Annotated in this window: 20 protein-coding genes, 1 tRNA gene and 1 pseudogene; 10 read left to right on the forward strand and 12 right to left on the reverse strand. The window is 71.5% G+C overall.

All coding sequences use genetic code 11. The annotated features are described in order from the left end of the window. The 5 genes from OC490_RS38745 to OC490_RS38765 form a co-directional block, all read left to right on the forward strand. The coding region (locus OC490_RS38745) for an NEW3 domain-containing protein (protein ID WP_262062733.1) at window positions 1–1,480 on the forward strand (1,480 nt) is incomplete at its 5' end. Beyond that, the gene (locus tag OC490_RS38750; protein WP_262062734.1) at window positions 1,477–2,109 is read left to right on the forward strand and encodes a peptidyl-prolyl cis-trans isomerase; all 633 of its coding nucleotides are present in this window, start codon (window positions 1,477–1,479) and stop codon (window positions 2,107–2,109) included. The genes OC490_RS38745 and OC490_RS38750, both read left to right, overlap by 4 nt. A gap of 128 nt (window positions 2,110–2,237) precedes the next feature. Then, window positions 2,238–3,608: an extracellular solute-binding protein gene (locus OC490_RS38755; protein ID WP_262062735.1), complete on the forward strand. Its 1,371-nt coding sequence runs from the start codon at window positions 2,238–2,240 to the stop codon at window positions 3,606–3,608. Next, on the forward strand, window positions 3,605–4,624 hold the full coding sequence (locus OC490_RS38760) for a carbohydrate ABC transporter permease (protein ID WP_410099230.1): 1,020 nt from the start codon (window positions 3,605–3,607) through the stop codon (window positions 4,622–4,624). Before OC490_RS38755 ends, OC490_RS38760 begins: the two co-directional genes overlap by 4 nt. Continuing rightward, a complete protein-coding gene (locus tag OC490_RS38765) occupies window positions 4,621–5,505 on the forward strand; it encodes a carbohydrate ABC transporter permease (RefSeq protein ID WP_262062737.1) in 885 nt (294 codons plus the stop codon). Before OC490_RS38760 ends, OC490_RS38765 begins: the two co-directional genes overlap by 4 nt. Here the strand turns inward: OC490_RS38765 and OC490_RS38770 are convergent. Both OC490_RS38770 and OC490_RS38775 read right to left on the reverse strand, forming a co-directional pair. Next, window positions 5,495–7,717: a glycoside hydrolase family 3 N-terminal domain-containing protein gene (locus OC490_RS38770; RefSeq protein ID WP_262062738.1), complete on the reverse strand. Its 2,223-nt coding sequence runs from the start codon at window positions 7,715–7,717 to the stop codon at window positions 5,495–5,497. The two genes, OC490_RS38765 and OC490_RS38770, sit on opposite strands and share 11 nt — an antisense overlap. Then, complete coding sequence (locus OC490_RS38775; RefSeq protein WP_262062739.1) at window positions 7,714–8,724, reverse strand: N-acetylglucosamine kinase; 1,011 nt, start codon at window positions 8,722–8,724, stop codon at window positions 7,714–7,716. Before OC490_RS38775 ends, OC490_RS38770 begins: the two co-directional genes overlap by 4 nt. Window positions 8,725–8,732: 8 nt before the next feature. Here OC490_RS38775 and OC490_RS38780 point away from each other — a divergent pair, with 8 nt between their 5' ends. Continuing rightward, window positions 8,733–9,989 carry a glycoside hydrolase 5 family protein gene (locus tag OC490_RS38780; protein WP_262062740.1) on the forward strand — a complete coding sequence of 419 codons (1,257 nt, stop codon included), beginning with the start codon at window positions 8,733–8,735 and terminating at the stop codon, window positions 9,987–9,989. Between the two features lie 3 nt (window positions 9,990–9,992). Here OC490_RS38780 and OC490_RS38785 read toward each other — a convergent pair whose 3' ends face one another. After that, window positions 9,993–11,468: a glycoside hydrolase family 3 N-terminal domain-containing protein gene (locus tag OC490_RS38785; RefSeq protein WP_262062741.1), complete on the reverse strand. Its 1,476-nt coding sequence runs from the start codon at window positions 11,466–11,468 to the stop codon at window positions 9,993–9,995. 174 nt (window positions 11,469–11,642) lie between these two features. Between OC490_RS38785 and OC490_RS38790 the strand changes: the two genes are divergently transcribed. The 3 genes from OC490_RS38790 (at window position 11,643) to OC490_RS38800 (ending at window position 15,161) form a co-directional block, all read left to right on the forward strand. Further along, window positions 11,643–12,674, forward strand: a complete 1,032-nt coding sequence (locus tag OC490_RS38790; protein ID WP_262062742.1) for a YbhN family protein — start codon at window positions 11,643–11,645, stop codon at window positions 12,672–12,674. 51 nt (window positions 12,675–12,725) lie between these two features. Next, window positions 12,726–12,797, forward strand: a tRNA-Lys gene (locus tag OC490_RS38795). 3 nt (window positions 12,798–12,800) lie between these two features. Further along, window positions 12,801–15,161 (forward strand): hypothetical protein, encoded by a 2,361-nt coding sequence (locus OC490_RS38800; protein ID WP_262062743.1) that lies wholly within the window; start codon window positions 12,801–12,803, stop codon window positions 15,159–15,161. Window positions 15,162–15,178: 17 nt separating this feature from the next. Here the strand turns inward: OC490_RS38800 and OC490_RS38805 are convergent, their stop codons facing one another. Then, window positions 15,179–15,793 carry a TetR/AcrR family transcriptional regulator gene (locus tag OC490_RS38805; protein WP_262062744.1) on the reverse strand — a complete coding sequence of 205 codons (615 nt, stop codon included), beginning with the start codon at window positions 15,791–15,793 and terminating at the stop codon, window positions 15,179–15,181. Window positions 15,794–15,959: 166 nt separating this feature from the next. Between OC490_RS38805 and OC490_RS38810 the strand changes: the two genes are divergently transcribed. Continuing rightward, window positions 15,960–16,418, forward strand: a complete 459-nt coding sequence (locus tag OC490_RS38810) for a cupin domain-containing protein (protein ID WP_262062745.1) — start codon at window positions 15,960–15,962, stop codon at window positions 16,416–16,418. Window positions 16,419–16,436: 18 nt separating this feature from the next. Here the strand turns inward: OC490_RS38810 and OC490_RS38815 are convergent, their stop codons facing one another. The 8 genes and pseudogenes from OC490_RS38815 to OC490_RS38850 all read right to left on the reverse strand — a co-directional run. Next, on the reverse strand, window positions 16,437–17,828 hold the full coding sequence (locus OC490_RS38815; protein WP_262062746.1) for an NADase-type glycan-binding domain-containing protein: 1,392 nt from the start codon (window positions 17,826–17,828) through the stop codon (window positions 16,437–16,439). Continuing rightward, on the reverse strand, window positions 17,825–18,391 hold the full coding sequence (locus OC490_RS38820; protein WP_262062747.1) for a phage tail protein: 567 nt from the start codon (window positions 18,389–18,391) through the stop codon (window positions 17,825–17,827). Before OC490_RS38820 ends, OC490_RS38815 begins: the two co-directional genes overlap by 4 nt. A 31-nt stretch (window positions 18,392–18,422) precedes the next feature. Beyond that, on the reverse strand, window positions 18,423–20,381 hold the full coding sequence (locus tag OC490_RS38825; protein ID WP_262062748.1) for a putative baseplate assembly protein: 1,959 nt from the start codon (window positions 20,379–20,381) through the stop codon (window positions 18,423–18,425). A 3-nt stretch (window positions 20,382–20,384) separates the two neighbouring features. Beyond that, entirely contained in the window at window positions 20,385–20,831 is a 447-nt protein-coding gene (locus OC490_RS38830) for a GPW/gp25 family protein (RefSeq protein WP_262062749.1), read from the reverse strand. Window positions 20,832–20,868: 37 nt separating this feature from the next. Further along, window positions 20,869–22,776 (reverse strand): VgrG-related protein, encoded by a 1,908-nt coding sequence (locus OC490_RS38835; RefSeq protein ID WP_262062750.1) that lies wholly within the window; start codon window positions 22,774–22,776, stop codon window positions 20,869–20,871. After that, on the reverse strand, window positions 22,776–23,495 hold the full coding sequence (locus OC490_RS38840; RefSeq protein ID WP_200716866.1) for a LysM peptidoglycan-binding domain-containing protein: 720 nt from the start codon (window positions 23,493–23,495) through the stop codon (window positions 22,776–22,778). Before OC490_RS38840 ends, OC490_RS38835 begins: the two co-directional genes overlap by 1 nt. Before the next feature lie 22 nt (window positions 23,496–23,517). Further along, entirely contained in the window at window positions 23,518–23,940 is a 423-nt protein-coding gene (locus OC490_RS38845; protein WP_019071368.1) for a phage tail protein, read from the reverse strand. Window positions 23,941–24,019: 79 nt separating this feature from the next. Further along, window positions 24,020–24,203 (reverse strand): annotated as a pseudogene (locus tag OC490_RS38850) (hypothetical protein); the annotation flags it as partial.

A 24,203-nucleotide genomic window follows, 5' to 3' on the forward strand; every position in this document is an offset into this window, starting at 1 on the left:
GGGCGCCCGCCCCGAGGACGACGCCAAGGCGGTCGACGCGCTGATCGCCGACCTCGACGACGCGGTCCTCACGGCCACGGCGGCGGGCGGCGGCGAGGCCCTGCCACCGGGCGACACCTGGGACGGCCGCAGTTTCGCCGTCCTGAACCGGGGCACGCCCGGTTGTGTCGTCACCTCCTCCGGCGACCTCTACATGTCCCTCATGCGCTCCTGCACCGGCTGGCCCTCCGGCATCTGGGTCGACCCACCGCGCCGCACGGCGCCGGACGGTTCCGCCTTCCAACTCCAGCGCTGGACCCACGAGTTCGAGTACGCGGTGGTAGCGGGCGCCGGTGACTGGCGCGAGGCCCGATTCCCGCAGGCCGGACATGAATTCAACCACCCGCTGACGGCCCGCCTGCGCACCTCCCCCGAACAGGGCACCCTGCCAAGGAAGTTCGCCCTGCTGGGCCTGGAACCGGCGGGCGAGGTGGTCCTCGACGCCCTCAAGCCGCTGGGCTCGCCACTGGCCCGGGGCAGCGCGGTACCGGTCGACCCGGGGCGCGGTGTCGTCGTACGGATGCACGAGGTGAACGGGCGGCCGGTGCAGGCCCGGATACGCGGGCCGCGCGACTGGACCGAGGGTGCCCGGGCCGACGTACTGGAGGCGCCCGGCGAGCAGTTGACGCCGGAGCGGGACGGCGGGCTCGCTCTGGACCTGACCGGCTTCGAGGTGGCGACGGTACGGGCGACCACCACGGCAGAGTCCTCAACCGGGCCCGGAATCGCGGCACATGAACCCGCGCAGCCCGTCCACACCCGCTACTGGCTGCACAACTCCGGCCCCGCGCCGCGCGGGAACATGCCGGTGTCGGTGTACCTCTCCCCCGGCACACTCACCGCCGCCGGACCGGTCACCGCGACCGTCCGGGTCGGCTCGGAACTCACCGACGCGCCGGTGTCCGGCACGGTGACCTTCGAGGTACCGCCCGGCTGGACCGCCGAACCCGCCGAACTGCCGTACGCGCTGGGCCCGTCCGGGTTCACCCTCTCCGAGATCACCGTGACACCACCGCCCGACCCGGCCCCCGGCCGCCACTGGCTCGCCGCACGACTCTCCTACGGCGGGCAGGTCTACGAGGATGTCGTGGCCCTGGATGTGCCGGACGGGCGTCCGGTCGGGCCGACTCTGGTGACGGCGTTGGGAGTCGACCGGATCAGCGTGCGCCACGGCGAGCGTGCCCGCGTCCCCGTGACCGTCGGCAACACCAGCCAGGGGCCCGTCAACGGCACCCTGTGGGCCGTCTCCTCGTGGGGCACCTGGGCCGGTGTCGAGCCGGGCTGCCAGGGGTTCACGCTGGCCGGGGGCGCGGAGCGGGAGTGCGTGATCGAGGTGGACGGTTCGGCGGTGCAGCCGGGGTCGTACTGGCTGCTCGCGAAGGTCGCCTGGCACGGGTGTGTCGCCTACACGGAGGCCGTCGCGGTGGAGGTGACGCCATGACGGCGGAGCATGCGGCCGTGGTGCGCGGCGCGCCCGTCGGCAAGGGGCGGGTGGACGCTCTGCTGGCGGCCGTTCCGGCGCGGGATCGGGAGGCCACCCGGCCCGAGGCGCTCGCGCGGGCCGAGCGGCAGCGACGGCGGTGGGCCACCCAGGTGGTGGTCATCGACGAGCTGGCCCAACGGGCTTGTGCGGAAAGGGGGTTGAAGCCCCTCGCCGAAGTGCCGCCGGACCGGGTGCTCGCCGTCGCCGAGACCGATGTCGCGGATCTCGGCAGCATCGTCGCGGCGGCCCTCGCGCACTCCCCGGCCGCCCGGCTGCTGCTGGCCGAGCTGGAGGGCGAGCAGGAGGTCCCGGAGGCCGCCGTACGGGACTACTACGACCGCAATCGGGACCGCTTCCTCACGGCGGAGGCACTACGGCGCGGTGTCGACCCGTTCGGCAGGGTGTCATCGGAGGACTTCGTGCCGTACGAGCAGGCACGCGCGGGTGTCGCGCGCGAGTTGCGGCGGGCCGCGGGGCGGCGGGCCTTCTTCGGCTGGTTGGACCAGGCCAAGGCCGGAGTCGTGTATACCGCCGGCCACGAGCACCCGGGCGATCCGGCGCACCCGGACCACGAACACCGGCACTGATCTCCTCCGGAACCTAAAAGCAACACGAGAACCATTGACCTCCGATGAATTCTGGTCCACCTTTTCATCAATCGGAGTCGAAGTTGGTTAATTGAACCAGCTGTTGGCTGATGCTCAGGAGGGCAGCGATGCGCACAGGAAGACTGACCGGATCGATGGTGGGGATCATCGTCCTGACCCTGACGGCCGCCGGCTGCGGGCTGTCCGGCAGCTCGGGCGACAGCGACTCCACCGCGGGCGGCTGCAAGGTCGACAAGGGGAACGTGGGGTCCGGGAAGCTGACCGGTGAGGTGAAGGGCAGCATCACCTTCCAGACCACCAACCTGAAGAAGGACTTCGGGAGTTTCTTCAACGGGGTGATCAAGTCCTTCGAGAAGGCGCACCCGGGTACGTCGGTGAAGTGGATCGACGATCCGGGCGACGCGACGTTCGGCCAGCGCACGGTCGCCGACGCCCAGGCCTGCACCCTGCCGGACGTGCTCAACGTCGACTCCCCCACCGCGACCGCCCTCACCAAGGCCGGCTACCTGCTCAACCTCGGCGTCAAGGACCCGGACGCCGCCAAGCCGTTCGTCCCGGCGTTCTGGAAGTCCAGCACCATGAAGGACTCATCGGGCACCTTGGTGCACAGCGTGCTGCCCTGGTACACCGGCGGCGTCCTGCTGACGTACAACACCGACCTGCTGACGAAGGCGGGGATCGACCCGGCGAAGCCGCCGACAACCATGTTCGGGCTCTTCGCCGACTTCGAGAAGATCGCGAAGAAGGCCGACGGCAAGTACTACGCGACGATGGCCAACCCGGTCTGGCGGATCCCGGCCGACTGGGACCAGATGAACATCAAGACGCTCTCCGCCGACGGCAAGTCGGCTGTCTTCGCCGATGATCCGCGGACCACCCAGTGGGTCGCCTGGATGGCGAAGCTGTACAAGGAGGGCGCGATGCCGAAGGACTCGCTGTCGTCCAACAACGACCCCTCCACGCTCTACAGCCAGGGCAAGGTCGCCTACGGTTCGACGAACCCTAGCTTCGTGCGCTTCGTGAAGCAGAACAGCCCGTCGATCTACGCCAAGACCGCCGTCGGCCAGCAGCCCTTCGACGCGCTCGGTCACACCACGGCCGCCCCGCAGTACATAGCGACCGCCGCGACCAGCAAGAACGCCTCCACGGCACTGGCGTTCGCGGAGTTCCTCACCAACGCCGAGAACCAGACGGCCTGGTGCAAGGACCCGAACGTGGTGATCTTCCCGACGACCTCGGCCTCGCTGGACGACCCGTTCTTCCAGAAAACCACCGGTGACGACCCGTTCTCCCAGGCCCGCAAGCTCGTCGCCGAGCAGCTGAAGACGGCGACCGCCTATCAGACGAACATCTCCACGGCGGTGCAGAACGCCATCGTGGGCCAGGTCCAGCTGGCCATGCAGGGCAAGAAGAGCCCGGCACAGGCCGTCAAGGACGCCCAGGCGAAGGCCAACGAGCTGCTGAAGCAGGCTGGTTGACGGTGGCGACGCAGACCGCGAAGCCGGTGACCGTGCCCGGTGCGGAGGCGACAACCTCCGCACCGGGCACGACCCGCATACGTAAGATCGCCCGGGCCGTCCTCCCCGGCCCCGCTCCCGGCGCCAACGGGGCCGCGCTGTACCGCCGTTGGTGGCTGCCCTGGCTGTGGACCGCGCCCGCGATCGTCTGCGCGGCGGTGTTCGGGGTGTTCCCGTTCCTCAACACCGTGCTGCTGTCGTTCACGAACGCCAAGCCGCTGGGCGGTGTCGCGAACTTCGTCGGGCTCGCCAACTACACCCGGATGCTGGACGATTCGGACTTCTGGCTGGCGACCCGCAACAGCGTGCTGTACGCGGTGATCGTCGTCCCCCTGATGGTGCTGCTGCCGCTGCTGCTCGCCGTCCTGGTGGAGAAGAACCTCCCCGGCATCGGCTTCTTCCGCTCCGCCTTCTACACGCCGGTGCTCGCCTCCAGCGTGGTCGTCGGCCTGAGCTGGCAGTGGCTGCTCGCGGACGACGGACTGGTCAACACCTGGCTGGAGAAGGCCCACTTGATCCGGTCGGCCGTCCCGTTCCTGTCCGACTCGTGGCTGATCCTGCTCTCCGCGATGGGCCTGACCCTGTGGAAGGGCCTCGGCTGGTACATGGTGTTCTACCTGGCCGCCCTCGGGAACGTGCCCAAGGAACTGCACGAGGCCGCGTCCATGGACGGCGCCGGTGCCGCCCGCCGCTTCTGGCACATCACCGTGCCCGGCGTGCGGCAGGCGATGATGCTGGTCGGCACCCTCACCGGCATCGGTTCGCTGCGCGTGTTCACCGAGATCTACATGCTCGGCAGCTCCACCGGCGGCCCCGGCGGAGCGGACCGCACGCTGCCCTTCTACATCCGGGACGTCGGCCTCGACCCCATCACCGGAAACGCCGGTTACGGCTCGGCGGTGAGCGTGGCGCTGTTCGTCCTCACCCTGGGCCTGACCCTGCTGGCACAGCGCCTGACGAAGGAGGACGAGTCATGACGACGACCGCCGTGCGGCCCAAGTCGCGGCGCCTGACCCCGCGTTGGCGGGACTACGGCCGCCCCCGCGAACTCCTCGTCCGGTACCTGCTGTTGCTCCTCGTCCTGGGCCTGACGGTCGGCCCACTGATCTGGCAGTTCCTGGCCTCGCTGAAGGGCACCGGCGAGGACGTCTTCGGCGCCAACGCCTCCCTGCTGCCGCACCACCCGACCCTGCACGCGTACCGCGAGGTCTTCAGCCAGGTCCCGGTGGTGACGTACATCAGGAACAGCCTGATCGTCGTACTCCTGTCGGTGGCGAGCCAGTTGCTGTTCTCCACGACGGCCGGCTACGTGCTCTCCAAGCCCGCCTGGAAGGGCCGCCGGGCGGTCTGGATCCTCCTGGTCGCCTCGATGATGTTCCCCTTCGAGTCGATCATGGTGTCGCTGTTCCTGAGCATCCGCGACCTCGGTCTGGTCGACAGTGTGGTGGGCGTGTGGCTGCCCGGGTTCGTCGGCGCGATCAACGTCCTGCTGATGCGCGGCGCGTTCCTCGCCGTGCCGCGCGAGATCGAGGACTCCGGGATGCTGGACGGCGCGAGCGAGTGGCAGCGCTTCCGCTACCTCTATCTCCCGTCCGCGTGGGGCGCGATCCTGGTGGTCACCATCAACACCTTCATCAGCGCCTGGGACGACTTCCTGTGGCCGCTGATCGTGCTGCGCTCCGAGGACCACATGACGCTGACGCTGGGCCTCTCCCGGCTGCAGAGTTCGTCGTTCGGCTACGACCAGCGGGTGGTGATGGCCGGTTCGGTGATCTCCGTGATCCCGGTGCTGGTGCTGTTCGTCATCACCCAACGCTGGTTCTACAAGGGCGTGTCGGCGGGAGCGGTCAAGCTCTGAGGCGTACGACGAGGGGTTCTACGGCGAGTGCGGCCCGCGCGGACCGGGCGACCCGGATCTCGACGGCACCGACCTGCTCCAACCAGTCGGTGCCGAAGGGGATTTCGACGCTACGGCGCTCACCGGGCGCCAACTCGACTCCCTGGAAGGCGTGCAGTTCGAGCGTGCGCGGCCAGACGGGAGTCAGCAGCCGCCGGACGTACACCTGGACGACCGAACGGCCCTGCCGCTTGCCGGTGTTGGTGACGTCGATCTCGATCATGTTCCCCGCGAGGCGCGGCGGACCGTACTCGAAGCTCGTGTACGACAGCCCGTGCCCGAAGGAGTAGAGCGGTTCGGCGTCGGCGTCCACGTAACCGCCGTACTCGATGTCCTTGTGGTTGTAGTGGACGGGGAGTTGGGCCACCGAGCGCGGGACGGAGACGGGCAGGCGGCCGGTCGGTTCGGTGCGGCCGAGCAGTACCTCGGCGATGGCCACGCCGCCCCACGGACCTGGGTACCAGGCGGTGAGCAGGGCGCCCGCCTGTTCGGGGACGACATGCGGGCGGCCCTGGATCAGGACGAGCGCCGTGGGGGTGCCGGTCGCGGTGACCGCGTCGAGGAGGGCGTGCTGCGCCCGGCCGAGGCCCAGGCCCGCGAGGTCGACGCCCTCGCCGCAGGTCATCTCCGAAACGGCGTTCCGTGCCGCTCCGTTGGCGTCGAAGTCCGTGTCGGGGGTACGGGCGCTGCTGCCGCCCAGCACCAGGACGGCCAGGTCGGAGGCGGCGGCAGCGGCGACCGCCTCGGGGATGCCGGAGAGGTCGTCGCCGGTGAGGGCGCAGCCGGGAGCGTGGCGGATGTCGGTACCGGGCGGGGCGAGTCGCCGTAGACCTTCCAGGACGCTGACACCGGAACGCTGTGGTGCCGTGTAGTCGCCCAACTGGTGTGCATGGGTGGCTGATTGGGGTCCGACGACCGCGATGCGGGAGACGGTCGGGGAGATGGGCAGGACTCCGCCGTTGTTGTGCAACAGCGTCACCGCGGCCCGCGCGAGCGCGGTGCTCAGCTCCCTGCCCTGCGCGGCCGGGGGCAACTCGCTTGTGCTGTACGGCCGTTCGAACAGGCCCAGGCGGAACTTCAGGCGGAGCACCCGCGCCACGGCCGCGTCGACGGTGGCCTCGCTCACCAGCCCCCGCTCTACCGCCTCCTCCAGATGTGTGAAGCCCTCGTCCCAGAGGCTGAGGTCGACTCCGGCGTTGAGTGCGAGGGCGCCGGCCGAGACGGCGTCGCCGGTGATGCGGGCCAGTCGGTCCACGGCGAGGCCGTCGGCCATGACCAGGCCCTCGAAACCCCAGTCCTCGCGCAGGAGTTGGTGGAGCAGGGCGCGGTTGCCCGAGCAGGGGAGGCCGTCGACCTCGTTGTAGGCGGACATCACGGCGGCGGCACCGGCACGGACTCCGGCGCGGGCGGCGGGGAGGTGGATGTCGTGGAGCTCACGGAGGCCCAGTTCGGACTCGGCGGAGTTCCGGCCGCCCACTGTGGCGCCCTGTCCGGCGAAGTGCTTGAGGACGACGGGGGCCTTGTCGGGGGCGAACCCGGCTGTCGTGTCGCCCTGCATGCCGTTGACGAGCGCCTCGGTGAGGCGGGCGGCGAGATGCGGGTCCTCGCCGAAGCACTCCTCCGTGCGGCCCCAGCGGGGGTCGCGGGCGATGTCCAGGGCGGAGACGAGGGCCAAGTGGGCGCCACGGGCGCGGAGTTCGGCGGCGGCGTGGGCGGCGGCCCGCTCGTACAGGTCGGGGTCCCAGGTGGCGCCGACGGCCAGGTTGACCGGGAGGACCGTGCCGTCCAGGGCCATGTGGCCGTGCGGCACCTCCTCGACGAAGAGGGCCGGGATGCCCAGCCGGCTGCTGTCGATCACATGGCGTTGCACCAACTCGGCCAGGGCGGCGCTGTCCTGGGCCCCGGGTCCGTTGGAGTGGTCGACGCCGGACCAGGCGTCGGCGCGGAACAGGCCGTAGAGCGCGCCGAGTCCGGCGAAGCGGGCGGTCTCGGCGTGCAGGGCCTCGGTGAGTTCGAAGGAGCCCGGGGAGGTGCGGCGGTAGGCGTCCCAGCCGTACATCCGCTGGTTGAGCTGGCCGACCTTCTCGCGCAGGGTCATGCGGGCGAGGAGGTCGCGGACCCGGGTGTCGACGGGGGCGGTGGGGTCGCGGTAGAAGGGGGTGGTGTCGGTCATCGGTCGTCACCGTCGTATGCGAGCCGGGCGAGGGCGACCGCGCCGCGGCAGCCGTCCGGTACCCAGTCGAGGGTCAGGCCGAGGATGCGGAGGCGGGCGGTGAGGGCGGCCGTCAAGGGGCCTTCGGGGCCGAGCAGTCCGCCGGTGGCGACGATCCGTTCACCGTGGGCCGGATTCAACGCCCGTACGGTGTCGGTCAGTCGGTCCGCCGCCTCGTCGAGAATCCCTTCCGCCACGGTGTCCTTCTCCTCTGCCGCCTCGACCACCAGCGGGGCGAAGCGCGCAAGGCGGATGGGGAGTTCGGCCATGACGGCGGGGAGCACGTGCATGCGGTAGGCCTCGCGGTGGGCGCGGGACCAGTCGCCGTCGCCCGGCAGTGCCTCGTCCGGCACCCCCAGCGCCCGCCCCACCGACAGGGCCAGTGCCGTCGCCGTCCCCCTCCCGTCGGCCATCCGCAGCGCCGCCCTCACCGCGCTCCGGCCGATCCAGAAGCCGCTGCCGTCGTCACCGAGGAGCCAGCCGTCGCCGTCCACGGTTGCGGTGGAGCGGCGGTCCGTGATGCGCAGGGCGACCGCGCCGGTGCCGGCGACCAGGGCGAGGCCGTCGGCGGGGGTGCCGGGGGCGGAGGCGAAGGCCGCCTCGATGTCGCTGCAGACGCGGACCCGGTCGGCCGGGATGCCGAGGCGGCGCAGCGCTGCCGTGAGGGCGGTGCGGGCGTTGACGTGGCCCGGTTCCTCGGTGGAGGCCGCCGTGGCGCCCGCGAAGCCGCCCGCTACGGCGACCACTCGGGTGCGCGCCCCCTCCGGTACGGCCTGCGCGATCGCCTCGACCAGGTGATCGGTGAGTCGCGGTACCGGGACGGTCAGGGCGTTGCCGGGCCCGGCCGCGCCCTCGCCGAGGGGGCGGCCGTCCTCGGCGGCGGCGAGGACGGCGCGGGTGCGGGTGCCGCCGGCATCGAGGCCGACGACGTAATCACCGACGAATTCCTGGTTCAAATCATTGCTCATTACTGACTATGGTGGTTGATACATTCACGGAGGGCAAGACCGGACCCGGGGAGGATCCCATTCCTACGCTTCGCTTCGGCGTCAACTACACGCCGCGCCGCGGCTGGTTCCACTCCTGGCACGACTTCGACCCGGCGCACGCGCGTGAGGACCTGGCCCAGATAGCCGGGCTCGGCCTGGACCACGTCCGGATCTTCCATCTCTGGCCGCTGCTCCAGCCCAACCGCACGCTGATCCGCAGGACCGCGGTGGACCAGCTGGTGCATCTGGTCGACCTGGCGGGCGAGGCGGGCCTCGACGTCCTCGTGGACGGTGTCCAGGGGCATCTCTCCAGCTTCGACTTCTACCCGGAGTGGACCCGCAGCTGGCACCACCGCAATGTGTTCACCGACCCGGACGCGATCACGGCCCAGGCGGAGCTGCTGCGCACCCTGGGCAGCGCCCTCGCCGACCGCCCGAACCTGATCGGTCTCCAACTCGGCAACGAGCTCAACAACTTGGTGGAGCACAACCCGGTGACGGCGGACGAGGTGGACCACTATCTCGACACGCTGCTGGCCGCCGCCCGTGAACAGTTGCCGCCGGACCGCCTGGTCACACACTCCGCGTACGACGCCGCCTGGTACGGCGACGACCATCCGTTCACCCCTGAGGCCTCGGCCCGCAAGGGCGATCTGACCACCGTGCACCCGTGGGTGTTCTCGGGCGACTGCGCCCGCCGTTACGGTCCGCGTTCCCCGCAGGTGCTCCATCTGGCCGAGTACGGCACGGAGTTGGCGAAGGCGTACGCCACCGACCCGGCCCGGCCCGTCTGGGTCCAGGAGACGGGTGCGCCGGAGCCGCACATCCCGGCGGCCGACGCCCCGGAGTTCGCGCGCGCGACCGTGCGCAACGCGGCCGAGTGCGCCGGGCTGTGGGGTGTGACCTGGTGGTGTTCGCACGACGTGGACCGTTCGCTCGCCGACTATCCCGAACTCGAATACACGCTGGGCCTGTTCGACTCGGCGGGCCGTGCCAAGCCGATCGCCGAGGCCTTCGCCGCCGCGATCGCCGAGCCGCGCACCGTCCAAGTTCGGGACCTCGCCCTGGTGTTGGACTGCACCCCCGGCACCCGGTCGGTGTCCGGTCCCGGGGGCGCGTACTTCGAGGAGTGGATGCGGCTGCGCACGGAGGGCATCCGCCCTGCCGTGGTCCTGGCCGAACGAGCGGATGACCAGGGGTACTTGGCGGCACGCGGCATCAAGGAAGTCGCACACCTGCCGTGACCCTCACGCGTCGGCCAGTACCTCCGCGACCGCCCGCAGGTTGGCCCGTCCGCGCCCGTAGGAGCAGAGGGTGCCGCCCTCCGGCAGGCCGGTGTCGACGAGTATCGCGCCGGGCCGCCGGGCCACCAGGGTGTCGCGCAGCCGGGCCTGCCAGGGGTTCAGGACGGCGTCGGACGTGGCGATGACCAGCGGTGCGCTGCGGCTCCCGATCGCGTCGACGAGGGCGGCGGGGTCGGCCGGTTCCTCGGTGAGTGCGGTGCCGGTGGCCGTGGGGTCGATGGCGCGGAGTTCGGTGAGGAGGTCCTCGCCGCCCCAGTTCAGGGCGGGGTGCGGGGCCGGGAACAGGTCGACGACATGGGCGCCGCGCACGGGCGGCGGCAGGGGCCGGGTGCGCACGGCTCGCCGGGCGGCCTCCAGTCCGGCGTTCGCGTCCCAGGGGGTCACCGCCCGGCGGGGCGTCGCGTACCGCTCGGCGAGCCGCCGCACCCGGCCGGCCGCCTCCCAGACCCGCTCCTCCGCCAGCATGCGGGCGTGCAGTGCGTCGAGGACGGCGTCCCGGCAGGCCAGGGTGACCGCCAAGTCCGGTACGGCGACGATGACTTGGTCCGCTCCGGCGGCGAGCGCGATGCGGGCGCCGGCCGCTTCGCCGTACTCGTCGGCGATCGCCTTCATCTCCAGCGCGTCGCTGACGAGGACGCCGTCGAAGCCGAGGTCGAGGCGGAGCAGATCACCGAGGATGCGGCGGCTGAGGGTGGCGGGGCGGTTGGCGTCCAGGGCCGGGAAGACGACATGGGCGCTCATCAGCATGGGCACGCCCGCGGCGACGGCCGCGCGGAACGGTTCGAGGTCGACGAGGAGTTCGTCGTAGGGCCGCGGGTCGATCGCGACGCCGTGGTGGCTGTCGGTGATCGTGCCGCCGTGACCGGGGAAGTGCTTGGCGCAGGAGGCGATGCCGCGTACGTCGGTGGCGGTGATCCAGGCGCGCAGATGGCGGGCGGCCAGTTCGGGGTCGGCGCCGAAGGAGCGGGTGCGCACGATCGGGTTGCGGGGCTGGTGCTGGAGGTCGGCGACGGGGGCGTACGAGGCGGTGATGCCGAGGGTGGCGAGGTGGCCGGCGAGGGCGTCGGCGCAACGGGCGGTCAGGGCCGGGTCGTCGACGACCCCGAGGGCGTAGGAGCCGGGGGCGTCCGGGGCGTCGGCGTTCACCAAGTGGCCGATGCCGCCCCCCTCGTTGTCGATGGCCACGAGCAGGTCGGGGCGCAGGGCGCGGAGTTCGTCGGTGAGCCGGCGTACCTGCCCGGCGTCCCGGATGTTGCGGGTGAAGAGGATGACCCCGCCGAGGCCGCGGTCGATGAGCCGCTTGAGCGTGTCCGGCACGGTCGTCACGCCGTCGAAGCCTGCGACCAGACAACGGTGGGCCGCCTCGTCGAGGTCGACGGGGAGGGCGATGGCGGCGGACGAACGCTCGGCGTGGGTCATACTGGAATTCAAATGGCTCGCTCAACCTAAAGTCAACAAACCGATGGATTGTTGATTCAGGCAATGAATTCGGCACGGCTTCGCTTCAACCGTGCCGTCCGCTTCGCCCAGCCGCCCGCGCCCCTTCCGCTTCCCGACACCACTGCGTCATACCGGATGGGAACGTTTCGCCTCGTGTCCCTGCTTCCGCTCGAAGAGATCCCCGGGCCGCTCCCCGCCTCCACCACCGGCCCCGCTCCCACCCCCGTCCCCTCCCCCTTCCGCCTCCCCTCCGCCGCGCGCCTCGCCACCAAGGTCCTGACCCTGCTGCCCCTGCTGCTGATCGCGGTGTGGGCGGCGGTCGACTGGCGTGCCATGTACGCGGGCACGGCCCGGCTCGCCTCCGCCGACCCCTGGTGGCTGCTCGCCGCGTTCTTCTTCACCTGCCTCGGCTGGGGCACCGCCGCCCTGGTCCGCCAGGGTGCCGTGCCGGACCGGCTGCCGACCGGTCTGCTGATCGCCTCCCAGTTCGCGGCCGGCGCGGCGAACCACGCCCTGCCCGCCAGCATCGGCGCCCACGCCGTCACGCTGCGCTTCCTCCAGGGCCAGGGCATCCCCCTTCCCCGCGCCACCGCCTCGCTCGCCCTCTACTCACTGGTCAGGCCGATCGCGAAGACGTTCGTGCTGCTGGTCTTCCTCATCTCCTTCCCCGAGATGCTGCGCTTCGGCCAACTCGCCCCCAGAGGCTGGTCGTTGCTCCTCGCAGTCGGCGGTCTGGCGACCGCTCTCACCACGGTCACCGTCCTGCTCTGCGCCGTACGCCGACTGCGCAGCCCGGTTCTCCGCTGCGTCCGCACCGCCCTGACCGACGTACGGCAGCTGCACACCATGCCCAGCCGGATCCTCGCCCTGTGGGGCGGGGCCGCCGCCGCTCCCGTGCTGCAGGCGACGGTGATCTTCGCCGTCGGGGCCTCGCTCGGCATGCCGCTGTCCTGGGCGCAGGTGGTCCTCGCGTTCCTCGCCGCCAGCACCGCGGTCGGCGCCGTGCCCGCACCCGGCGGAATCGGTCCCGTGGACGCGGCGACGGTGTTCACGATGGTCGCGTTCGGCGCCCCCATGGATCTGGCCACGGCGAGCGTCATCGGCTACCGCGTCCTGACGGTGTGGGTGCCGTTGCTGCCGGGGGCGTTGATGCTGTCGGCGCTGGTCCACCGGAAGGTGCTGTGACCGAAATCCACTTGTACGGCCACCCGTACCACCCCTAACGTCGCTGCTCATCGACGTGTAGCTCAGCAGCAGAGCACCGGGCTCTTAACCCGGAGGGCGCAGGGGCAGGACCTGCCACGTCGGCTTATGGACGACGACGCTGAGCAGCAGCACCTCACCGCGGCCCCGGGCTATGCCCTGGGCCAGTTGGCCAAGGCCTTCACGACCGCGCTGACCCACGAGGACGCCGACACCCGCCGTCGCGCGGAGGGCCGCGCGCAGCGCTGGCGTGCCGTGCTCACGGGAATGGCGAGCGGGCGGCTGGCGATCGGTTCGCGCACCCCGGTGGCCGGGCTTCCGGCCTGGGTCACCCCCGAGGTGGTGCGCGGCGGCTTCGCCACCGGCGCCCCGGGCGCGGGCGGCCCGCTCCAGCCGTACGAGATCGCGCTCGCGGAGCGGTTCGGGGTGCCCGCGGACCGGCGGGCGCTGTTCGCTCACTGTCTCACCGACACCGGACTCACCTGGCTGTGGGGGCAGTTGAACAGCGGGCGGTACGAGGTGACCGTGCCGGAGGAGGGCGCGCTGCTCACCATGGCGTGGCTGGTGCGGCACGGGGAGACGGCCGCCGCGCTGGACCTGGTCGCGGAGCTGGAGCCGTTTGCGGGTCAACTCCGGTTCCTGCCACGCCCGTCGACCGGCCGGCCCGCGCCGGACGGCACCGACGCGCTGCACCTCCGTACCGTCGACGACACCGTGAACAGGCTGGTCCGGCGCCGTCCGAACGCGGCCGTGGAGGCGCAGCGCGAGGCACTTGCCGTATGGCAGCCGTTCGGGGACAAGTTGCTCGCGCACTGGCTGGAGACGGCGGGCGGGGCGGACGGCCGGGTGCTCGAACTCGCCCCGGGTGAGGCCTGGTTGGAGCGGGGAGTCACCCTGCTGGACCGCTATCGGCTGCTGGCCGAGGAGCACACCCGCTGCGGGAAGCACCGCAGCCCGAAGGGGAACCTGGGCATTCTGCGCGGCGCACTGGAAGAGACCGTCGCCGGGCGGGAGTTGGACGCGCGTCGGCTCGGGCTGCTGCGGCACGCCGTCGCGTCGATGGTGCGGCGGCGCGGTCTGCCGGGATCGCCCGCGCACACCGAACTGCGGCGCGCACAGCGGGTACAGGCCGCTCTGCCCTCCCATCACGCCCTGGCGCAGGTGGTGCTGGGCCGGCTCGCCGTGCTGCCCCAGGAGTCGGGCATCGCCGATCTCACGCCGGTACTCGCCCCCGTGTCCGGACCGGAGGAGCGGGAGACCGGCGTCCCGGCCGGCGCCCAACTCCCGCCCGTGCTGCGCCGGGTGGTCGAGGGCGCGCTGAGCGCACCGGTCGACGTCCTGGTGGAGCGGGGTGTCGTCCCGTCGGCCGAGGTACTGGCCGCACTGGTACCGCAGTTGGTCGCCGTCACCAGCGCGCGGGCCTACGACGACGAGGCGCTGCGGGCGCTGATGGCCGCGAACTACCGCGCGTTCCGCAACCGCCGTTCGCTGCTTCTGCTCGACCTGGAGCGGCAGGTCCGGATCGAGGAACTGCCCTGGGTGCGGGCGGTCGCCGCGCAGCGGGGCGACGGCACGGCCGAAGCGGCCCTGGTGCTACGGCAGTTGGGCGAGCTGGCGGTGCGCGGGTTCCCCGGCACGATCCTGCCCAACCCGCTGGTGCGGGAACTCGGCGTGCTCGCCCGCCAGTCCGATTTGGGCGCTCCGCAGGTGGAGGAGCTGGCCGCGGACATCTTCATGAACACCTTCGGGCCGAAGTTCCTCGTGGCGGCCCGGATCGCGGGCGAGTTGCTGGGCGGTTCGCTGTACGAGCGGTACTACGGCATCGACTACGCGGCGATCCGTCGGCTGGCGATCGCCGAAGCGAGCGAGTCGGCGGGCCGCTCGCACAAGGCTCGGACTTCTCCGGGATTCGCGCGGCTGTGTGCGGAGCGGGCCGAGGCTGCGTCCTCGGCACCGGCCGGGACGAAGTCCGGTTCCTCGCACGGGTCCTGGGTGGCGGACAACGGCAAGGTGATCGAGCAGTCGCAGATCCTGACCACGCACAACCTGGCCACCCTGGTCCACCGGGTGGGCATCGCCCCCGAGCCGGGCTGGGGCGACCTGGCGCGGCGCTGTTTCGTGACCGTGTGCCGGCTGACGAGCCGGGTGCACCGCAACCCGCGGCCGTACGCCACGATCAAGGACGCGGCCTACGCCTGGCGGCAGTTGGTGTTCCATCTGTCGCTCTGCCCGCCCGCGGAGCAGCGGCGGGTGCTCGCCGCCCTGGACGAGGAGACGGGCCGTCACCCTCACCATGTCGGGGCGCGTCTCGCGCCCGCCCTGGCGGGGCTGCGGCTGGTCGCGGACGGCGGCGGCTTCGGCCCGGACGGCACGGCGGACCGGGGGCGGGCCCGCCGGCTGCTCGGCTGGACCACGGACGGCCACTGGCTGGCGAGCGACCCAACTGCCCGGACTCCTAAGGACAGTTGAGAGTTCCCGGCCGGGTCCTAGCCCACTGCCGCCGTGCGCACCGCCGCCTCCGTCAGGGTCGTCGCCGTGCGTACGGCGCTGGCGACGGCCTCGTCGGGGGTGAGCCCCAGCTGGTCGGTGAGGGTGAACAGGGCGTCCGCGCCGACGACCACCGCGAGGCTCCGCTTGAGCTGGGTGAACGCGTCCGGGTCCGTCGCGCCCAGAGTGCCGTCCAGGGGTGCGAGGGCGTGGTCGATGAGGCCGAAACGGATCCCGGGCCGCATGCTCTCCGCGTCGGGACGGACGATGGTCGCGGCCATCATGGCGCGCACCCCGCCCTGGCGGGCCAGGATGCCGCGCAGCAGGAACTCGCAGGCGTAGGCGACGCGTTCGACGGGATCGCGGGAGTCGGCGACCGGTCGGAGCGCCTCGGCCGGGTCGGGCCAGACACCGGCCAGGGCCTCGCCGATCAGGGACGGAAGGTCGGGGAAGTAGCGGTAGGCGGTGGCCTCGGAGACCAGGGCGGCGCGGGCGACCTCGGGCATGGTCACATCGCTGCCCGCGCCGATCAGCACCCGGGCCGCCTCGACGATCGCCGTACGGGTGCGCTTCTTCTGATTGCTGCGGCCCGTGTCCGTCTGGGTTGTCGCCATCGGTTCGTCACATCCCCGTTTTCGCTCGTCGCTGCCGTCCGTCCCTTCCGCACTTTATCACGACCGACTCTCATCATGAGAGTGCACTTGCATGACAGGAGTTGCCAGCCTACTGTCCTACTGTCCTGAGGGCGCGCAACGCGTGGCGAAGACAAGGGAGTTCGAGATGAACGAGGTTTCCGTGGTCGGTCCGGAGGACGGCGAGTCGATCCGTCTGGGCCCGGTCACGATGCGCATCCTGGAGGACGGCAGCACCACCGGCCACCGCCTGGGCATCGGCGAGATCACCCTCGCCCCGCACACCCAGGGCCCGCCGCAGCACCGCCACGGCCAGCACGACGAGGGCTTCTACGTCGTCTCCGGCACCGTGCACTTCACCATCGGCGAGACCGTCCACGTCGCCCCGGCCGGCACCCTCGCGATGATCCCGCCCGGCGCCCCGCACACCTTCGCCAACCCCGGCGACGAACCCGCGGTGATGATCAACACCTTCACGCCCGACCTGTTCGTGCAGTACTTCCGTGATCTGCGGGACATGATCGCCGGCGGCCGGGAGTTCAACCCCGAGTCGACGATCGAGATGATGAGCCACTACGCCACGGTCCCCGCGACCGACTACGCCTGAGCCACCCGCCGCCGTAGGTCAGGAGCCGCCCGAGTTCGACGGGCCGAAGAACTCGATCTCGGCGATGGCCACTTGCTTCTTTCCCGAGGTTCCGTAGGCCGACTCGATGGTGAAGCGCACCGACGTGACCTCGCCGACCCGGAAGGCCCGGCGCTGGGCTCCGGCTCCCTGGTCGAGGTTGAGTTCGCGGGTGGTGGTCTTTCCGTCGGCCGTGGTGATCCTGGCCTCGATCCGGTGCGGAAGCGCCGACTGGCCGAGCTGGTCGGCGCGGGTGGAGACGCCCGGGGTGATCAGCACGTCCAGCAGCCGCGTCGGCTCGTCGAACTTGGCCTCCAGCCACTGCCCCTCGCCCGACTGGGACACACCCGGCCCCCACCAGGTGTTGTTCAGCTTGTCGAAGGCCAACTCCGGCTTGTGGCCCGGGAAGGAGCGGGAGGCGGTGACGCGGTCCGGGGAGACGGGGGCGCGCTTGGCGAAGTGGTCCTTGGCCGCCTGCACACCGCGCGGGATGTTGACGGCCAGCACGATCAGCAGGGTCAGCACGATCGCGGCACCGATCCAGGTGAGCACCCGGTCGAAGGTACGGCGCAGCCGGGGCCGGTCGCCCGCCCACGGGATCTCTCCGCTCCGGAACGTGAGCAGCCGCCGCCACCAGGGCAGCCGACCGGAGACCTGTTCGTCGCCGGCCATGGGCATCGCACACCGGGCGCAGTAGTGCCGGTCCGGCCGGTTCGCCGTCGCGCACCAGGGGCAGGGCACCCCGCCGACGGCGCCGGGTTCGACACCGGGTGCCCGTACGGACTGCGGGCGCGCGGCCACCGGGCGACCGGGCAGCACCGGCGCCACGGAGGGCGCCTGCCGGGGCTCGGGGTCGTCGACCGGAACGAGCAGCCGCCGGGCCCGCTCGGCCTCGGACTCCGGCGGAGCGGCGGGGACCGGCCGGGTGGGGGCGGTGTCGCCTGTGGAGGGGGTGTCGCCTGTGGAGGGGGTACGGGGGACGGTCCCGTCGTAGGGAAGGTGCGGCGCGTCGGGCGCGGGGGTCGGGGAGGGGTGGGGGTACGGGGTCTGGGCTGCGGCCACCGCCGGGTCCGGGTCCGGGTCCGGGCGGGTCGCGGGGTGGGGCGCGTCGCCGTTCGCCGGTTCCTGCACGGTGGCCGCGCCGATGGAGTCGTACGAGTCGGCGGCCATCGCGTCCAGCCGCAGGGACAAGGCGTCGAGTCGGGCCGCCGGGTCGTCCTCGACCGAACTCCGTTGCCCCGGGACCCTGTTGCCCTCACCGCGTTCGGCCGCCGCACCGGCACGGGCGCCCGCGCGGTCCGTCCAGCTCAGGACGGCCCCGCAGGCGTCGCAGAACGACTGGCCCGGTTCCGCGCGGGTTCCGCATTCGGCGCAGCTCTGGGTGGTCGTCATCTCTCGGGGTTCCTTTCGGCGGGCACGGTGGTGGTGACCTGGACCGTGTACGGCATATGGGCGGGGCGGGCCGCCGCCACGAGGGCATCGAGGCGGTGGGTGTCCAGGGTGGTGGGCGCGGGCAGCCGCAGGTGTACGTGCAGCCGGGGGCTGCGTTCGCCGGGGACCGGGCCGAGCGGCCGGGCGTTCCAGTCGGCGGCGCCGCTCTCGGTGATCTCCGGTTCGACACCGAAGGCGAGCCGGACGGCCTCGGCCAGGCCGCGCCGGGTGCCACGGATGCGGTGCAGGTACGTGGCGGCGGCCACGGCGGCGCGCAGCCGCGCCTCCGGTTCGCTGCCGTCGGTCTCCGCACCGACCCAACTGCCCAGCCACTGAACGAAGTCGAGCGGTGCCAGCGACGGCCGGAAGTACGTGTCGAGGCAGTCCAGCACACTCAGAATCGGCGCTACGACCTCATCGAGCCCGGCGACGAAACGCTGGGCGAGGTCGTCGTCGGCGAACACGGCGGGCAGCATCGCGCCGATCGGCGCGGACGAGCCGAGGCCGTCCACTGATCCCCTCAACGCGGGCCTCCCGAAAAGGAGTTGGCGGCGCTCATGCGCCGTCTCCGATCACGCGGACGCGGTGGTCGAAGGAGAACACCAGTGACGGCCGCTCCAGGTCGATGCGGTCGGTGGGGTCGCCGCGCTTGCCGGTGAGGGGGTCGGCCGGGTGCAGGACGACCTCGTCGACCAGCTCGACGCCGGGCACCCGCTGGAGCACCGCGAAGACCTCGCCGGACTGCACGGGACGCCCGAACGGCCAGCCCTTGCCGTCCGATCCGCCGGTGAGCGGGTCGAGGTGGCGGTAGAGGGCGTCGTGGGCCTGGCGGCGCACCCGGTCGGTGTCGACGCCCCGGAAGGCGTGCACCGTGGCGACCACGGTGACGCCCTGGTAGAAGGGCGGCCCGACCGCCAACCGGGTCCCGATCAGCCGCCGTTCGTCGAGGTGCCGGGTGATGCGGTCCAACAGGGCGTCACCGGGGACCAGTTGCTCGAAGCGCAGTCGTCCGCCGGGGTCGGGCACGGCCTGCGGGACCACCAACACCCGTACGGCATAGGCCCCGTGCTCGCCCTCGTCGCCCTCCAGGCAGGTGATGCGAGCGGTCTCGGGGGCGGCCCGGCGGGACAGCTCCTCGTAGTCGCGGAGGGTGACCGCCCGTTCCTGGGCGCGCAGGGTGATCGGGGCGCGGGTCTTGGCCTCGTGGACGGTCTCGCCGTCCACTCCCCCTCGCGCCGCCTCGCGGTTGACGACCTCGGAGACGTACGGGATGGAGCTGCGCAGGATCTGCACCGCGCCGCGGGCCACGTTGCCGGCCCGGCCGCCGCCGGTGCGGTAGCGGCGGGCGCGGATGACCGAGCCCTTGGGGGCGACCATGCCGTACTGGCGCAGGGTGCCGTCGGGTTCGCGGACGGCGGGGCCGAAGGCGAGTTCGCCGGTGGCCGCGTCGAGGGTGAGGTGGCGGTCGTCGGGCCCGGAGGCGGCGAAGTGCGGGACGACCTGCCAGTCCGTCCAGCCCTCGTGCTCGGCGGTCTGGAGGAGGAGCGGCGGGTTGTCGCCGACGACCGGCGTGTGCGCGAGCCGCAGCCGTTGCCCGGGCAGACCGGTGGACTCGCCGAGCGCCTCGTCGTAGACCGTGTCGGCGTGGACGACGGTGGTGGTGCCGCCGATGGTGAAGGCCTCGGCGGAGCGGACGGTCGGCGAGGTGGTGTAGAAGGGCTGGTCGGGGTGGGGTTCGGTGACGCGGCAGCGCAACCAGCCTGCCTCCTGGCCGCCGTTGCGGGACAGGGTGTGGCCGCCGGGGACGTGCACGACGACGGCGCCGGGGCGGTTGAGGCCGCCGGTGCCGTCGCGGTCCACCTCGCAGGTCTGCCAGCCGTCGGCGGTCCAGGCCTCCCACACCAGGGGCGGTTGGCGCGGGTCGACGCCGACTCCGTCGACGCGGCTGTCGAGTTCGAGGGCCAGGGCGCAGTGCGGGACGGCGGCGGTCAGGCCGAACAGCATGGAGTCGCCGGGGTCGGGCGACTCGGCGAAGCACATCACGTGGTTGCCCTCGGCCAGGTCGTGGGTCCGGTCGACGACCTGCTTGCCCCGGTGCTGCACCACGAGATGCCGCAACGCGCAGGGTACGACGGCGAGTTCGCGCTCGGTGGCGAAGACGACCGCCTCCTCGCCCTCGGTGCGCATCGTCGCCACCTCGGTGCCGAGCGGCACCTGCACCGGTTCCTCCTGGGGCGCCGACAGCCAGAACGTGACGTCGGTGCGGGCCGCGGACGGCGGGAAGAGCGTGATGCCGACCAGGTCGAGGAAGGCCAAGTGGTTCTTGTCCGGTACCCGGTTGAGGCGGTAGACGATCTGGTCGGCCATGTGCGCGACCGTCTCGACGAGGGTGACGCCGGGGTCGGAGACGTTGTGGTCGGTCCACTCCGGGGCGCGCTGCTGGATGTAGCGCTTGGCGTCGTCGACGAACTGCTGGAAGCGGCGGTCGTCGAGGTTCGGGGAGGGCAGAGCCATCGGTCAGTTGTCGCTTTCAGCAGCCGTGCCGGGCTTACCGGGGGTGTCGTCCGGCTCGTCGTGGGACGGGATGACGTAGAAGGGGAAGACGAGGCTGCGCGGGTTGTTGGTGCCGCGGATCGAGTAGCGGACGTCGATGTACAGCACGCTCTGCTCGGTGCCGGCGGTGACCTCGACGTCCTCGACCTCGATGCGCGGCTCCCAGCGGTCGAGGCTGACATGCACCTCGTGCTGGATACGGCCCGCGGTCTGCTCGTTGACCGGCGCGAACACCAGGTCGTGGATCGCGCAGCCGAAGTCGGGCCGCATCGGGCGCTCGCCCGGCGCCGTGGACAGCACGAGCCGGATCGCCTCCTCGACCTCGCGCTCCCCGCTGACCAGCGCGATGCCGCCGGTCGGCCCGATGCGCAGCGGGAACGACCATCCGGACCCGACGAACTGTTCGGCCATCACGCAACACCCGCTCTGTTTCTGTCCGTTTGGCCGCTCATGCCGGAAGCACCACCGGTTCCAGGCCGTTGAGGGTGACCACGCCCATGATCGGCACGGTGACGGCCCGAATGCCCACGTTGGCAATGGAGTTGATCTGGACACTCGCGCCCGCGGTGAGCATCGCGTTGCCGATCGCCTTCAGGTTGAGGGCACCCATCGCGTCCAACGTGATGGCTCCCGTGGTCGACTTGACGTTGACCAGCCCGCGCCCCTCGATGCTCAGCGGCCCGCCGCTCTTGATGGTGAGACTGCGCCGGGCGCTGAGGGTGAGGTCGGTACCGGCCTCGACCGACACCGAGCGGCTGCCCTTGATGGTGACGTCGCCCTTGCTGTCCACGACGATCTCGGTGTTCGTGCGGTCGAGGTTGATCGTCAACTGCTTGTCCCCTGAGGTCAGTCGGACCCCCTGCTTACGACCGCCCGTCTTCTGGCTCAGCAGGTCCAGCCTGTTGCCGTCCCGGTCGGAGACGGTGTGCCGGCTCGCCTTCTTGCGTACGGCGTCGTGCAACGGCACATCGCTCACGACGGTCGGCTTGTCCTTGCCGTTGTAGAGCCCGCCGATCACGAACGGATGGTCGAGTGCCCCTCGGTCGAAGGCGACCAGCACCTCGTCGTTGACGTCCATCGGGAACACCCCGCCGCCACCGAGCCCGCCCAGCTGCACGGTCCGCGTCCAGTCACTGACGTAGGTGTCGTCGAGCCACGGGAACTGGAGCCTGACCCGCCCCTGTTTGAGCGGGTCGTTCACGTCCGTCACCAAGGCGTTGGCGACACCGGGCAGCCGGGGCGCGGTCTCCGAGCCGCCCGAGGCCAGCCCGTACAGCGAGCGCCACTGCCGTCCGCTGACCGTCACCCAGGTCTCGTAGTGCTTGCCGTCGCCGAAGACGTGCCGTACGGAGGTGACCGTGTACTTGCCCTCGAAGGGCGTGCCCACGTCGGCCAGCGCGACCGGAACTCCCGGGCGCAGCTTGGGATTTCCGCGCGCGACGACCTCCAGCTCGGCGAAGGAGGAGGTGACATCGTCGGCGAGCGCGTCGGCGGCGAACCTGACCTCGTTCTGCTTGTCGTAGGGCGTGCCCGTCTCGACCAGCTTGGCCGTCTTGAACTTGCCGGCCGCCGCGCCCGGCGTGGTGCCGATGCCGATGGCCGGGTTGGAGGTGCCGGGCGCGGTCGCGGTGAGCTTCTTCTTGGTGGTGACGTCCCAGCCGCGCGACTCGACGGTGGCGACCTGGTCGGCGGCGGTCACGGCGGCCCGCAGCCGCAGGATGTCGTGCCCGGCCTGGAGCACGAACGGGCTCTTGTCACCGTCGGTGTCGGGCGACGGCGCGCCGGACGACGGTTTCGGCTCGACGAACTGGAACTTGCCGTCCGCGTCGACCGACATCACCATCTCGTTCTCGTCGGCGAGCCGGGCCAGGAAGTCCCAATCGGTCACGTTGGACTGGGAGATGAACTCGTACACCGTCCGCGTGGAGGTGATCCGTCCGATCGGCACGCCGTCCTGGGCGGCGAGTTTGCGGGCGATGTCGGACGCGCTCTGGTTGCGGTAGGCGGCCACCCGGCGCTGCCGCAGCAGCCGGTGCCCGAAGTCGTAGCCGCGTACGACGGTGAAGGTGCCGGTGCCGTCGTAGTCGGCCTCAAGTCCCGTGACCTCACCGGTGAGCAGCGGATCGGAGGCGCCCTGTCCGTCGGCGACCGGCGCGATGACGACCTTCGTCCCGAAGGTGACGCCCAGCTTCCCGAGGATCAGCCGGTACGGGTCCCGGAAGGTGAGCCGGAACGCGGCCGGGACGCCGACGCCCTGGTCGACGTAGCTGTCGACGAGGCAACGGGCGTACTCGGACGGCAGTTTGGCCCCGCCGATCTTCACCTCGACGACGTTGGAGAACGCAGCCTTCACCATCAGGAACGCACCTCCTCGGCGGCGGGCAGCACGAGTTCGACACCGTTCGCGAGCCGCGTCGGGTCGTCGATCCCGTTGGCCTCGGCGATCGCCCGCCAGGCGGCGGAGTCGCCGTACTCCCGCCAGGCCAGCGACTGCAACGAGTCGCCCGCTACGACCCGGTGCACGCGTCGCGCGGTGAGCGCGCCCGAAGTCGGGTTCTGGCCCTTGGTGTTGCTCGGGATCTCGTGCAGTTGCAGTCGGCAGGTGGCGCGGATGGGCACGCCGGTCGTCCCGAAGAGCGAGTAGGCGGCCTCGACGGAGGAGACGTAGGCGGTGAAACGGGCGGTCGAGAACGACCCCCACTGGAACACCACCCACGGCGGCGAAGGCTGCTTGGCAGCAATGGACTTGGTGGTCACGTCGCAGCAGGCGAGCAGCGACTCGACCTTCTTCAGCACGGAGTTGCTGGACGGTTCGTCGGAGGAGTCGAGGAAGATCTCCACGCTCATCTCGCGTGGCTCCGAACCCATGAACTCCGGTAGTGAACCGTCCCGTTCGATCTGTGCCGGGGTCGTCTTCCACTGGGCTCGGCGGGTCAGCGACAGCTGCGCCGGGTTGAAGTCGAAGGCGAAGGTCTTGATGAGTCCGCCCGGGGTGGTGCTGCCTCCGACGGGCGGCTCGTGGATCGCAAGGCTCGCCCGGACGAGGCTCTTGCCCGCGCCTTTGCTGGTGGCCATGGTGTGTCTCCCGCCCCGCCGCTCAGTCCGTGAACCCGTGGTGGGCGATCTCCAGCACCTCGGTGGCGACGGCGGGCCCGGCCGGGTCGAGGGAGGGGCCCTGCCAGCTCACCGGCAGCACGTCGATCAGCCCCCAGTGCGCGACCTCCGAGCCGTCCGCCCGCAGCGCCGCGATCTGCCCGGTGGGGCGCCTGATCCCGGTCTGCACGGAGGAGATCCACTTGGCGACCTTGGAGGTGTCCGGGGTGAGCGGGCGGGTCAGCCGGATGGTGGAGAAGGTGACACGGGTGGGCAGTTGCCATACGAAGCCGTTGTTGCCGCCTTCCTGCCGGTGCTCGATCTCCACCTGCGACGACAGCCCTTCGCACCCGTTGAAGTAGCCGAGGCTCTCGCCGTCGATGCTGAGGGTGAACCAGATGGTGGAGCCCGGGTCGAGGCGGGACATCGGGGGTGGGCCTTTCTGTCGTTGCGATGCGGTGACGCGGTGCTGCGGTGGGGTGCGGTGCGGTGCCTTGGCGTGCCGGTCAGTGGCGGGGGTCGCGGAGTTTGCCGATCCGTTCGCGGTCCAGGCGGAGTTCCGTGCGGATCAGGCGGGTGATGCGGCCGATGATCCGGTGCACGAGTTCGTCGAGCTGGAAGTCGGTGAGGTCCCGGGGGTCGAACTGACCGGCTGGAATGGCTTCGTAGGCGGGGGGTGGAGGCGGGGGT

Source organism: Streptomyces sp. STR69 (assembly GCF_024519455.1).
GTDB lineage: Bacteria > Actinomycetota > Actinomycetes > Streptomycetales > Streptomycetaceae > Streptomyces.

What these genes read in the sequence shown, in the direction of transcription:
- OC490_RS38770 (WP_262062738.1), bottom strand. Translation starts at nt 7,717, where the DNA reads ATGACCGACACCACCCCCTTCTACCGCGACCCCACCGCCCCCGTCGAC.
- OC490_RS38800 (WP_262062743.1), top strand. Translation starts at nt 12,801, where the DNA reads ATGGACGACGACGCTGAGCAGCAGCACCTCACCGCGGCCCCGGGCTAT.
- OC490_RS38780 (WP_262062740.1), top strand. Translation starts at nt 8,733, where the DNA reads ATGGTGGTTGATACATTCACGGAGGGCAAGACCGGACCCGGGGAGGAT.
- OC490_RS38805 (WP_262062744.1), bottom strand. Translation starts at nt 15,793, where the DNA reads ATGGCGACAACCCAGACGGACACGGGCCGCAGCAATCAGAAGAAGCGC.
- OC490_RS38775 (WP_262062739.1), bottom strand. Translation starts at nt 8,724, where the DNA reads ATGAGCAATGATTTGAACCAGGAATTCGTCGGTGATTACGTCGTCGGC.
- OC490_RS38765 (WP_262062737.1), top strand. Translation starts at nt 4,621, where the DNA reads ATGACGACGACCGCCGTGCGGCCCAAGTCGCGGCGCCTGACCCCGCGT.
- OC490_RS38835 (WP_262062750.1), bottom strand. Translation starts at nt 22,776, where the DNA reads ATGGTGAAGGCTGCGTTCTCCAACGTCGTCGAGGTGAAGATCGGCGGG.
- OC490_RS38750 (WP_262062734.1), top strand. Translation starts at nt 1,477, where the DNA reads ATGACGGCGGAGCATGCGGCCGTGGTGCGCGGCGCGCCCGTCGGCAAG.
- OC490_RS38785 (WP_262062741.1), bottom strand. Translation starts at nt 11,468, where the DNA reads ATGACCCACGCCGAGCGTTCGTCCGCCGCCATCGCCCTCCCCGTCGAC.
- OC490_RS38755 (WP_262062735.1), top strand. Translation starts at nt 2,238, where the DNA reads ATGCGCACAGGAAGACTGACCGGATCGATGGTGGGGATCATCGTCCTG.
- OC490_RS38815 (WP_262062746.1), bottom strand. Translation starts at nt 17,828, where the DNA reads ATGACGACCACCCAGAGCTGCGCCGAATGCGGAACCCGCGCGGAACCG.
- OC490_RS38825 (WP_262062748.1), bottom strand. Translation starts at nt 20,381, where the DNA reads ATGGCTCTGCCCTCCCCGAACCTCGACGACCGCCGCTTCCAGCAGTTC.
- OC490_RS38840 (WP_200716866.1), bottom strand. Translation starts at nt 23,495, where the DNA reads ATGGCCACCAGCAAAGGCGCGGGCAAGAGCCTCGTCCGGGCGAGCCTT.
- OC490_RS38830 (WP_262062749.1), bottom strand. Translation starts at nt 20,831, where the DNA reads ATGGCCGAACAGTTCGTCGGGTCCGGATGGTCGTTCCCGCTGCGCATC.
- OC490_RS38810 (WP_262062745.1), top strand. Translation starts at nt 15,960, where the DNA reads ATGAACGAGGTTTCCGTGGTCGGTCCGGAGGACGGCGAGTCGATCCGT.
- OC490_RS38845 (WP_019071368.1), bottom strand. Translation starts at nt 23,940, where the DNA reads ATGTCCCGCCTCGACCCGGGCTCCACCATCTGGTTCACCCTCAGCATC.